The sequence below is a fragment of the Enterococcus spodopteracolus genome (assembly GCF_030441955.1).
GTDB lineage: Bacteria > Bacillota > Bacilli > Lactobacillales > Enterococcaceae > Enterococcus_B > Enterococcus_B spodopteracolus.
Window position 1 is genome coordinate 1 of the sequence record NZ_JARJHD010000033.1, and the last position, 2,151, is coordinate 2,151.

3 protein-coding genes are annotated in these 2,151 nt (G+C 37.2%); all 3 read left to right on the plus strand.

Annotated elements, in window-relative coordinates; all coding sequences use genetic code 11:
• Window positions 1-486 precede the first annotated feature (486 nt).
• The gene (locus P3R27_RS14160) at window positions 487-702 is read left to right on the plus strand and encodes a hypothetical protein (protein WP_301357540.1); all 216 of its coding nucleotides are present in this window, start codon (window positions 487-489) and stop codon (window positions 700-702) included.
• A gap of 180 nt (window positions 703-882) precedes the next feature.
• Window positions 883-1,161, plus strand: a complete 279-nt coding sequence (locus tag P3R27_RS14165) for a hypothetical protein (protein WP_301357539.1) — start codon at window positions 883-885, stop codon at window positions 1,159-1,161.
• Between the two features lie 277 nt (window positions 1,162-1,438).
• Window positions 1,439-2,149 carry a rolling circle replication-associated protein gene (locus P3R27_RS14170; protein ID WP_301390176.1) on the plus strand — a complete coding sequence of 237 codons (711 nt, stop codon included), beginning with the start codon at window positions 1,439-1,441 and terminating at the stop codon, window positions 2,147-2,149.
• The last annotated feature ends 2 nt before the right edge of the window (window positions 2,150-2,151 follow it).

Consider the following 2,151-nt stretch of genomic DNA (forward strand, 5'->3'; position numbering starts at 1 on the left):
AAAAAAAATACTGGTGTTCTCGTGGATTGAGACTACCAGCAGTTGAGTATAGCGGTCGAAATTTAGGTCTGGGGTTGGAGCCAGACTATGAGAACGACACTTGCTTAATTTATAAAATCAAGTGAATTATAACATGAACTGCAGTGGTTGCAAACTTTTGCTTATTTGATATAATCATTTTATTATATTTGAATTGAAAAATCTTTGTTTTTTCGCTTTAAGAGGGGTCCAGTAACACCCCCCTACACAGTACATTAAGAAACTCTTTGGAAGCTTGTACCGACTGGGTTTCTATCACTTTTAAAGAAAATATTTTTCTTAAAGGATTACTTCCGCGATTTTCTTAGCTTCGATGGGGTTTTTGTTTTTTAAAAATTGCATAGCATGATCTGTCAGCAGAATAAATATTTCTGCTGACTTTTTTTGTTGCGCAAACACCTTTCGAGTGATATATTGGTTATATAAAAACACCTAGGAGGTGCTTGAATGAGTAAAAACGTTAAGTTTTCTATGTCTTTGGGGCAAGAGCTAAATGATTATTGTGTAGCCGAAGCCGAACGCATAGGGATAACTAAAAACGCCTATATAGCAATGTGTGTAGATACAGTTAAACGTCAATCAGAGTCGATGGCTATGACTAGAGAAGCAAGTACTATGTTTGAACATATCAAGTCAGAGGAAAACAAAAACGGCAAGGATTAGCAAAGCGTAGCGGTTCCTTGACAGTAGGGCGTCTGTGCTATCCTGTAGAAGCTTCAGCTTGGAAATTTAGGATTGGTTTTCCCCAAGGCTGAAGGCTCCTAATTTCTGCACAGTAAGCGGGTTCCTGCTGTCAAGGATTGCGGATATCGCTCAAGGTAAAAACTGAAGGGGGGTGAGAGGGTGGAAGACGTAAAAGAATTAAACAATGTATTAGTTGATGTTTTACTTGCAGACCGATTTTATTGTGTTCAGCGTGAAATTGAGCTTATAACGGCTCAATTAGAGGTTTTGGATTATTTGTTACTAGAACATAACGACATAATTCAACAGGCTTTAAAAACGAAATTAGAGTACTTTCGTGACGATTTAATTAATAGGCGTGAGCTAGTTTTACGAGACCGAACAAAAAAACGAATGGTAAACGTTCAATCCGCTTGGGAAGCATTGAGAGACCGTTAATCATTCGCTAGTTGTATATTAGCACCAGCAATTACAAAAATCAATTTGCCTAATTTTCAAGATACGTCTGTATTCGTAAAAAGCTTAGCAATGGATTTTGAAGAGCAACGGAGGACGGAGCGTAAGCCCGCCCGACGTGCTCTTCAAAATCCTGTGCTACTTTTGCGTTAGGGCGAAATTGAAATTGGTCGTGATTTGTTTGTTTGAAAATATTCAGGAAGGAGGAATCTGGCGTTACCCGTCTACTTGACATACGGGTAACTTAAGGAACATAGATATGAGGAAGATATATAAGACTAAAATCAAGAATTACCCAGATGGTACAAAGGTTTATACGGTTTATAAGAATTCTCTTTCGATCGATGATACTGCTAAAAAAGAAAATTTTATCGAATCGATTTCGGAGCTTAAAACTGATTTGACTGCAGAAGAAAAAGAGCTTGAGAAACAACGTAATTTGTGGAAAGTGAAAACAAAAATTAAAGATTATTGTCTTAGTAATGATTTTGATTACTTTTGGACGTTGACATTTGGCGGAGAAGATAGGTATGACAATACTGTTTGTTTCAAGAAGCTTGATTTATGGTTGCGTAAAATGCGACGAAAACATGGTAAATTTGATTATATTTTTATTCCTGAGCGTCACAAAGATGGTGCTATTCACTTTCACGGCGTTACTGGTGGTTTTGCTGGCGAGCTTGTTGATTCAGGTGTTAAGCATAATAAAGCAACTGTATTCAATTGTGTTGATTGGGAACATGGTTTTTCGACTTTAACTAGAATTAGGAGCAAGAAGAAATGTGCAAGCTATGTGACTAAGTATGTTACGAAAGATTTAGACCAAAGCATTGTTGGAAAAGGTAAAAAAAAATACTGGTGTTCTCGTGGATTGAGACTACCAGCAGTTGAGTATAGCGGTCGAAATTTAGGTCTGGGGTTGGAGCCAGACTATGAGAACGACACTTGCTTAATTTATAAAATCAAGTGAAT